4 protein-coding genes are annotated in these 10,669 nt (G+C 34.8%); 2 read left to right on the forward strand and 2 right to left on the reverse strand.

Going from position 1 to position 10,669, the window contains the following annotated elements; translation table 11 throughout:
- The first annotated feature begins 5 nt into the window (after positions 1 to 5).
- Both DFQ09_RS09125 and DFQ09_RS09130 read left to right on the forward strand, forming a co-directional pair.
- The gene (locus DFQ09_RS09125; RefSeq protein WP_115809575.1) at positions 6 to 1,877 is read left to right on the forward strand and encodes an OmpA family protein; all 1,872 of its coding nucleotides are present in this window, start codon (positions 6 to 8) and stop codon (positions 1,875 to 1,877) included.
- A gap of 264 nt (positions 1,878 to 2,141) precedes the next feature.
- Positions 2,142 to 8,081, forward strand: coding sequence for a T9SS type B sorting domain-containing protein (locus tag DFQ09_RS09130; RefSeq protein ID WP_115809577.1), 5,940 nt, complete (start codon positions 2,142 to 2,144; stop codon positions 8,079 to 8,081).
- A gap of 170 nt (positions 8,082 to 8,251) precedes the next feature.
- Here DFQ09_RS09130 and DFQ09_RS09135 read toward each other — a convergent pair whose 3' ends face one another.
- Complete coding sequence (locus DFQ09_RS09135) at positions 8,252 to 9,184, reverse strand: PorP/SprF family type IX secretion system membrane protein (protein ID WP_115809579.1); 933 nt, start codon at positions 9,182 to 9,184, stop codon at positions 8,252 to 8,254.
- Positions 9,185 to 9,188: 4 nt separating this feature from the next.
- The coding region (locus DFQ09_RS18905; RefSeq protein WP_181897166.1) for a T9SS type B sorting domain-containing protein at positions 9,189 to 10,669 on the reverse strand (1,481 nt) is incomplete at its 5' end.

Consider the following 10,669-nt stretch of genomic DNA (forward strand, 5'->3'; position numbering starts at 1 on the left):
TCAAAATGAAAAAAATATATAGTCTATTAAGTCTTTTTTTAATTATTACATCAGGCTACGGACAAAGTAAACAGACAGAAAAAGCCGATAAACTTTATGATGGCTATCAATATGTAGATGCCATTGATGCGTATCTAAAAGTTGTTGATGCAAACAACGCAGATGCATATGTGTATAAGCAATTAGCAGATAGTTATTACAACTTGTTTAACATCAAAGAAGCTTCAACTTGGTACAAAAAAGCATTAGAGACAACTCAAGACGCTGAAACGTATTTTCGTTATGCACAAGTTTTAAAGTCAGAAGGAAACTATGACGAAGCGAATAGCCAAATGGATATGTTTTCTAAACTACTTCCTAACGATCAACGCGCAAAAGCCCATTTAGAGAATCCTCATTATATTCCAAAGTTAGCAGACATAACAAAAACATTTAATGTTGAAGGTGTTGCAATTAACGATGGAGAACAAAGTGATTTTGGGGCTGTGTTATCTAATGATAATATTCTATACTTTACAAGTACAAGAAAAACGTCTGGAAAAGAAGATGCTTGGACCAACCAACCTTATTTAGATATTTATAAATCTGTTAGAAGTGAAAATGGAGACTTGTCAGAGCCAGAAGAAGTTGAAGAATTAAACACCATCTACCATGATGGACCATTGACAATAAGTGCTGATGGCAAAACAATGTACTTCTCAAGAGATGGTCACAGTACTGGTGATTTTAAAAAGATTAAAAGCAAACGCATAAAAGTAGCACAGCAGGGTATTTACAAAGCGACTATGGATGAAGGGAAATGGGGAAACATACAAGCATTACCTATAAACAGTAAAGAATATACGGTAAGTCATCCGAGTATTAGTAGCGATGGAAAAACACTTTATTTTGCCTCTAATATGCCAAATGGATTAGGCGATTCAGATATTTGGAAAATAAGTGTATCAGGTGATACTTACGGAGAACCTGTAAACTTAGGATCTAAAGTAAATACTTCTGGTAAGGAAGGCTTTCCTTATATAAGTGAAGATAATATTTTATACTTCGCTTCGAGTGGACGCCAAGGATTTGGTGGATTAGATATATTTAAATTCGATTTAAACGAAAATGAAGAATCTGTTAACCTGGGAAACGCAGTAAACACTAATAGAGACGATTTTGCTTTTAGTGTTAACAACACCTTAAAAGTCGGCTATTTTTCATCAAATAAATCTGGTGTAGATAATATTTATATGGCCATACCTATATGTCAGTTTGAGACTATAGCCATGGTAAAAGATAAGGATACAAATTCAATAATAGCAGGAGCAAGCGTTACAATTTTAGATGCTCAATTAAATGAAATAACAGCACAAGCTACTGATATGAGTGGAAAAACAGGATTTAATGTTAGCTGTGAGAACACTTATACTATAAATGTTTCAATGGACGGTTATGAATCGGCTTCATTTAAGGTTAAAGCTTCCGAAGGTGAGAATGTCATTGTAAATGCAGATTTAAAACCCATAAACGAGATGATTACAGAAACCGAAGTAAAGTTGAAAAACATTTACTTTGAGTTTAATAAAAGTAATATCACTAATCAGGGAGCTTTAGAATTGGATAAATTGGTTTTAATTATGAACGATTATCCAGAGATGAAAATTTTGGTAAGATCTCATACAGATTCAAAAGGAAAGGCTGATTATAATTTAAAACTATCTGAAAGACGTGCACAATCCACTATGCAATATGTAATTTCAAAAGGAATCAATAAAGATAGATTATCAGCAAAGGGTATGGGAGATATAGCACCAAAAATAGATTGTAAATCTAACTGTACAGAAGAGGAAGATGCCCAAAACAGACGCTCGGAGTTTTTGATTGTAAAAAAATAAATGGAATTACATATTTTAGGATTTTTAATCTAAAAATAGAATTTTAATAGAAAAACCAAATTAGCAGTCGGGTTATATCAATTATGAGCTTGACTGTTAACTTTTTTTAGGTAGGAAAATTTGAGATATAATTGTTTTATTATTGTCAGCTAAATCTTGATTATAGCAAATAATAACAGTGGCTTATTAAATTAATAAAATATTTTCAAATTAGTCAGATCGTCAATGTTCTTAGACTAATAGAGGTTATGATAAAGAATTCAAATGAATAGATATTTATTTTTAATAGTTTTTAGTCTAATTTTTTTTCATGTCAAAGCACAAGAACCAAACGATTGTGTTAATGCTGTAACGGTTTGTGGTAATGGTACATTTTCGTCTAATGCTACAGGATATGGTAATGATTATGAGGTTAGTTCTTGCGGTGGTAGTGAGCATAATTCACTTTGGTTAGAAGTTAATATTGTACAATCAGGGACTTTAGGGTTTGATTTAATTCCTAATGATCCAGATATTATGGTCGATTACGATTTTTGGGTTTATGGCCCAAACCGTATTTGTTCTAACCTAGGAAGTCCTATTCGATGTGCAACAACCAACCCTAATGAAGCAGGACTTACAACTAATCAAACAGGAATTAACGGAAGTACAACTTTAACCCAATCCGGACCAGGCGCAAGTGGTAATGGTTATGTATATTGGTTAAATGTTAATGTAGGAGAATCTTATTTCATTGTTATAGATAGACCTGCAGGTGATGGTGGTTTTCAATTAGAATGGACAGGAACAGCTAATGAGGGAACAGGAGCATTTCCGGCACCACCAGTTGTCAATGATATTGATGATGTAAAACAATGTAGTAGTAATCCAGATATTGCCGTATTTGGTCTAGATGGCTTAAAATCGAGTATTAATTCAGACCCTTTAAATACCATTGACTTTTATCTAAGTTTAGCAGATGCTACGGATGATATTAATGAATTACCAGGTATTTATGCCAATACGTCTAATCCACAAACGGTCTATGCTAAAGTTAAATCTTCAGGAACAGATTGTTATTCTATAATTGATTTCGATTTAATTGTAACACCAATTCCTACCTCTACATTAGCCGTATCTAACACAGCCATATGTGAAGGAGAAAACGTGATATTTACAATAACAGGGACACCTAATGCCACTGTTCTTTACAATATAGATGGCGGTACAACAGAATCAATAGTGTTAGACGTCACAGGTTCTGCTATTCTAACACAATCACCTACAAGTGACATAACGTTAAATTTAGAGGATGCTCAAATTCTAAGTGATTCAGGCACGGTAGTCTGCTCTCAAGTCTTAACAGATTCTGAAACCGTAACGGTATCTTCAAATTCGACTCCAGTAATACTCAATAATACTCCAATTTGTGAAGGTGAAGATGGGGAGTTAGAATTTTCAGGCGATCCTAATTCAACAATTACTTATACTGTAGATACTGGCGCATCTCAAACATTAACTTTAGATGCCACAGGAAATTTCACACTCACATTACCAGCCTTAATAGCAACTACCAACGTAGAAATACTAACGGTTACAAGTCCGATTCCACCAAATTGTATTCTCACATTGAATACCACGGAAACCATAACCGTTAATCCATTACCAACAGTTATAGCTCCAAGCCCTTTATTAGCTTGTAATGACGGCATAAACCCTAATACAGCGGAATTCGATTTAGATATTGAAAGCGCTGCCATTTCAAATAACGAAGCAAACGTAAACGTAACATATTACGAAACTCAAGCTTTAGCTGAAGCAGGAAATCCGCTTACGGCACTTGTGTCTCCTTATGATAGCACATCAGCAAGTCAAACGGTTTATGTGCGCGTAGAAACTAATTTAGGCTGTGTCGATTATACGACTCTTAATCTTGAAGTGGTTGGTGCTCCTATTGCAAATACAGTGGCAGCATTAAAAAGCTGTGATATAAATAGTCAAGGTTTTGGAACATTCGATTTAACCCAAGCAGAAACGGATATTATTGCAGGAAACACACAACCAGTGCAAGTATCTTATTATATATCGCAAGCCGAAGCAGAAGCTGGCACTCCAGAAATTGGAGACCCAACAGCGTTTCAAAATACGTCTGCATATAACCAAACGATTCATGTTCGTGTCGATACAGATGGAACCGTGTGTTATAGTGTATCGAGTTTAGACTTAGAAGTATTTGATACTCCAGCAATGAACACCTTACTACCTTTGGAAGTTTGTGATGATGCCGTAAATGATGGTTTTACACAATTCGATTTAGACTCTCAAACTCCATTACTTTTAGGTGGTACTACAGATGTTACAGTAACCTATCATATATCGCAGTCCGATGCTGAAGATAGATTAAATGCGATTTCCGGATTATATACAAATACAAGTAGTACGCAAACTATTTATATACGTGCCGAAAATAATTTTAATACAGATTGTTTTGAAATTACGACGCTTAGCTTAATTGTTAATCCTTTGCCTACGGCAATTACGCCAACCGCTTTACAAGTTTGTGACGATGGCACACCAGATGGTTTAACTCAGATCGATTTAAGTTTAAAGAATACAGAAATCACAGGTAATAATCCTAATTATTCGGTAAATTATTATGAAACTTTGGCTGAAGCAGAATCAGAAACCAATGTTTTACCAACGTTATACACCAATACAAGTAATGGACAAATTGTTGTTGCTAGAGTTGAAAATATAAATACAGGTTGTTACGATTTTACGACACTAGAATTAGTTGTAGAGCAAGCACCTGTAGCAAATAGTCCTACCGCTTTAGACTATTGTGATCCTGATAGTGATGGTTTTGGACTTTTTGATTTAACAACTAAAGACAATGAGATTACAGGAGGAGATGCAACATTAACAGTGAGTTACCATGAAACCATGGCAGATGCTGATATTAATGTCAACCCAATAGTAGGTCTTTATTCAAATATTGTACTAAATGCGCAAACGGTTTATGCGCGTGTAGAAAGTTCAACGATTGCAACAGATTGTGATTCTATTGTAACTCTACAACTTTTTGTTAATCCAACTCCACAGTTGGGCGCGACGTCACCTGATCCTTTAGAGATTTGTGATGATATATCAGCCGATGGTTTTGGACAGTTCGATTTAACTAGTAAAACAGCAGAGATTCTACAAAACTTAGCAGATCCTACATTGTATACTGTTACGTTTTATGTAAATGAAACTGATGCAGATGATGGATTAAACCCAATCACTAATTCAGCAAACTATACCAATAGTGATGATTTTAATCAAGTGATTTGGATTCGTGTTGAAGATAATGCTTCAGGTTGTTATAAAATAACAACTTTAGAATTGATTGTAAATGCCATACCTGTATTGGTACAAGCAGATCCATTGTTGTTATGTGATGATAATAATCCAGGTGATGAAATTGAAGCGTTTACTTTAGAAAATGCTGCTGATGAGATTTTAAACGGACAATCTGGTATCGGATTAACGTTTTTTGAAACCCAATTGGATGCTGATACTAATACCAATCCTATTTTTAGTCCTTATTCAAACACTTCAAATCCACAGACCATATTTGTAAAAGCAACCAATAATGCAACAGGTTGTACAAATACCATAACATTAACGTTGCGAGTAAGTCCAATTCCATCACCAACGGCTCCTGCAGATTTAGAAGTCTGTGATGATGATACAGATGGATTTACAAATTTTAATTTAGAAGAAAGAACAATCGAAATCATAGGTGGTGAGCTAGATGTAGCCATCACGTATCACGAAACCTTAGAAGATGCCAATACAGGTGTTAATGCTTTTGCAAGTCCTTATACTAATATTGTGATGAACGAGCAAACGATTTATATTAGAGCAACAAATACGATTACTGGTTGTTACGATATTTCAAGAACATTAACGCTTCGTGTATTAGAGACACCACAAGTACCAGTATCAATACCTGAATATGTAATTTGTGATTCAAATTCCGATGGTTTTACGCAGTTCGATTTAACGACAAAAGATAGTGAAATAATAGGAAGTCAAACAGACGTCAGTTTAACCTATCATGTTAATGAAGCAGATGCTATATCTGGAAATAACCCAATATCAACACCAGGAAGCTTTACCAATTCTAGCAACCCACAAACCATTTTTGTGCGTTTAGAGAATGATAATAATGTTTGTTTTGATATTGGCTCTTTTGAAATTAGCGTGGCACTTCCACCAGAAGCGATACAACCACTTCCATTAGAATTATGTGATGATGCTGTTGCAGATGAAGTGACTGTTTTTAATTTAACTGTTAAAAATGATGAAATTACAGGAGGTCAAGCAGGTTGGAGCGTTGCCTATTACGAAACTTTAGCTGCTGCTGAAAATGAAATCGATCCTGTTGATGCGGAAGCTTATACTAATGTATCTATTTTAGGAGCATTAGCCAATCCACAAACCTTATTTGCTGTGGTTATAGATACAGACACCGGTTGTGTAGATATGGTAACACTAACGATTCGCGTTATGCCAAACCCAACGCCAACACCAAGCGATCAATTACCTAATTTAGAATTGTGTGATGCTATAAATACAGGAGATGGAGTAGAAGTTTTTGATCTAACCGAAAATGAAATTCTAATCCTTAATGGAGAAGCCGGAGTCACGGCAAGCTATTACGAAGATATAGACGATGCCAACTCAGGAACCAATGCTATTCCAGATCCAACACAATACACAAACATAGATACACCAAATCAACAGATTTATGTAAGAGTGACGAATGATGTTACAGGCTGTTATACCTTAGTTGATTTTACAATTAGTGTTCATCCATTACCAGAAGTGGTTGCCGTAACAGATTTTATTCAATGTGAATTGTTTACTGATGGCATTGATAATTTTGACCTAACGACAAAAGACGTAGAAGTTTTAAACGGTCAAGATCCAACACAATTTATAGTGAGTTATCACGCTAATTTAGCGGATGCGGAAGTAGGTATGAATGGTTTAGTGAGTTTGTATACCAATACGAGTAATCCACAACAGATTTTTGTAACCATCACCAACATTGTTACAGGTTGCTTAATCAGTACACAAAGTTTTAATATTGAAGTACAAGAAGCTGCTCAGGCCAATCCAAATATGGATCCTATTGTTTACGAAACCTGTGATGACAATATGGAAACGGACGACAATCCAACTAACGATAGTGCTCAGTTCGATTTAACCACGAGAGATCCAGAAGTTTTAGATGGCCAAGATCCATTAAATTATATGGTGACGTATTATGCAACTCAAGAAGAGGCCGACTTAAAGGTTAATCCTTTGCCAACACTGTATGAAAACACCACCAATCCACAAGTGATTTATGCGAGGGTAGATAATGATACACCAGACGGCACAGGTAGTGATACATCGATTTGTTATGAGGTTGCAACATTGACTTTACAAGTGAATCCGTTACCAGAGTTTAATTTAGAAGACAGCTACACATTATGTTTAAATACCAATGGGACTGAAGTTTTAGATCCATTAGTGATAGACACAGGCTTATCTACAACAGACTATAGTTTTGTATGGACGTTTGAAGGTAATCTTATAAGCGAAACAGGCTCTAGTATTACACCAACGGAAGGTGGTAATTATGAGGTGTTTATAACCAATTTAACTACAGGTTGTGAAAATGAAGATGCAACAGTGGTCATAGAAAGTGAGCCACCAAGTCTAAGCGTGGAGCTGTTAACACAAGCCTTTGCTAATAACCACGTTTTAGAAGCGATAGCGACAGGCATTAGTGTTTACGAGTACAGTTTAGATGGAGGCCCTTGGCAAGATGAGGGAGTTTTTACTAATGTTTCTGCAGGTGAACATGAAATAACAGCAAGAGATAAATTTGGTTGTGGAATCACTACCGAGTCTATTTTTATTATCGACTATCCATTGTATTTCACGCCAAATGGAGATGGTAATAACGACACTTGGAATATAGAAGGTATTGGAAGTAATGCTATAATTTACATATTTGACCGTTACGGAAAGTTATTAAAGCAACTAAGTCCGGATGGAGAGGGTTGGAACGGAACATTCAATGGTAATGTTTTGCCAACAAGTGACTATTGGTTTACAGTAGAATATGATGAACCAAGTAGCGGCTTACGTAAAGAGTTTCAATCACATTTTGCTTTGAAACGGTAATTATTAAGACTAAAAAATGCTGAATAATAATTTATTATTCAGCATTTTTGTTTGAAAGGTGTTCTTGATTATTCATAAGCCCCAAAATGTAATATAGCAAAAGGCTTAATACATTTTTATAAAGGTGCAGTTGAAATTTATGTTTTACAATTTCAAATATCACCTTGGCACTAGTTATTCGTATAGCCATTTTTTAACTGATAACTTAAAATGAAACCATGTGTGTTTCCAAGAGGAGAATCGTTTGTCGCTATATTATAATTATAAATAAGTCGGAAATTATTAAAGACATAAAGACCGGCTAACAGGTTAAAAGAATTACTTGTTCTATACCCACCACCAAGTTCAAACTTGTTTCTAACACTTACGGCAACGTTAATGTCGGCTTGTAGTGGTGCTCCTTTTTCATGTTTTAATAATACATTTGGCTTAATTATCAAATCCTGAAAGCGGTTGTTAAAAAAGCGGTATCCAAAATAGCCATAATATGTATTTGAAATATTGAAACTCTTATCAGAGACCAAAGCATCACCTATAACATTTGGTGAAGAAAAACCAACATATAAGGTGTTCAGATTAAATAAAAAGCCGACACCTATAGTTGGAATAGTCGCATTAATATCTTCAGCAAAAACATAATCATTTGTAATGCCTAATTCCGTTAAATTGTCTTGATATTGTTGTATGCCAGCAGTAATACCAAAAGAAAGGACATTAGGATGGTAATTTTGCCAATATGGGCGATCGTTATCAAAATCAAAGTATATTTTATAAGCGTAGGCCGCAAAGAAACTTGTAGATTTCGTTACTCCAATTTCATCACTAACAATACCGGCACCAAGACCCATTTTATTATTATTTATGGAGCCATGGCCACTTAAGGAAAAACTTTTTGGGCTACCTTCAAACGGACTAAAAAAACCAGAATTACTTATTGAAAACTCCGTGTTTGGTGTAAGTCCTGCATAAGCAGGATTGATAATAAATGGATTGTAATTATATTCTGAAAACAAAGGTGTTTGCTGGGCAGCAACCGAGTTTGTCAAAGATATTATGAATCCGATAATTACAGTTATAGCGGTTATTTTTTTTCTAAAATTCATCTACTTATCTTTTAATAATAACGTAACCTTTTAAAGTTTTAAAACTATGATCACCACTAATTGAAAATTGAAAAAAGTAGGTGCCATCTGGTAGTTTACCTGCGCCCATTTTTGTCTTTTTATTAGCGATACCTCTAAAGACATTAGATGTATTGTTATAATTATTGATCTGAAAAACTAAATCTCCCCATCTATTGTAAATACTCACGGTATTATCAGAATGATCTTCAATGCCATCAATAGTCCAGAAATCATTTATACCATCTCCATTTGGTGAAAAGCCATATTTCACTTCATTCTTCTCAATAACTAGTGTCGTAAATGTGCTTTCATTACAATTTTCGGATTCTCCGTTTCCATTATAAGACGTTATGGATACGTAGTACGTAGTTTCACTTTCTAATTCAGTATCAAAACTATAGGTTGTTGTAAATCCGACATCTAAATTAGTAACAACATCAGATGCGCCAGACGCTGTGCCTACTGATACTATATAACCATCTGCATTTGGAATAGAATCCCAGGTTAAATCGGTTTCAATAGAGACATCAGTAGCTCCATCCAATGGACTTAATAAGTCTGTACAAACTAGCGTTTTTACAATTTCAAAGGTTTCTGTAGCACAACCAATGGCTTCAACAGTTCCGTTTATTGGAATAATAGTCACTGTAACCACCTCATCATTTAGAAAAGGATTCGTGAAGTTGTAAAAAGTGTCTATAGTTTCAAAATCTATAATATTGTTATTGGCAGTACCAGAAATAGTCACTTTGTAGCTTGTTGCATTTGCAACCGCATTCCATGTGATTTGATTTAATGTAGTTGTAACATCAGTGTCACCATTTACAGGACTTGTAAGATTAGTACAACTAGGTGTGTCAGAAATAATAGTAAAACTTTCAGCGGTACAACCTGTAACTTCAACAGTTCCGTTTATTGGAATAATAGTCACTGTAACCATCTCATCATTTAGAAAAGGATTAGTGAAGTTGTAGAAGGTATCTGTAGTTTCAAAATCTGAAATGTTATTATTAGCAGTCCCAGTAATTGTTATTTTGTATGAAGTTGCATTTGCAACCGCATTCCATGTGATTTGGTCTAACGTAGTTGCAACATCAGTATCACCATTTACAGGACTTGTAAGATTAGTACAACTAGGTGTGTTAGAAATAATAGTAAAACTTTCAGCGGTACAACCAGTAACTTCAACAGTTCCGTTTATTGGAATAATAGTCACTGTAACCATCTCATCATTTAGAAAAGGATTAGTGAAGTTGTAGAAGGTATCTGTAGTTTCAAAATCTGAAATGTTATTATTAGCAGTCCCAGTAATTGTTATTTTGTATGAAGTTGCATTTGCAACCGCATTCCATGTGATTTGGTCTAACGTAGTTGCAACATCAGTATCACCATTTACAGGACTTGTAAGATTAGTACAACTAGGTGTGTTAGAAATAATAGTAAAACTTTCAGCGGTACAACCTG

This window comes from Winogradskyella pacifica (assembly GCF_003386275.1).
In the GTDB taxonomy this organism is placed as follows: domain Bacteria; phylum Bacteroidota; class Bacteroidia; order Flavobacteriales; family Flavobacteriaceae; genus Winogradskyella; species Winogradskyella pacifica.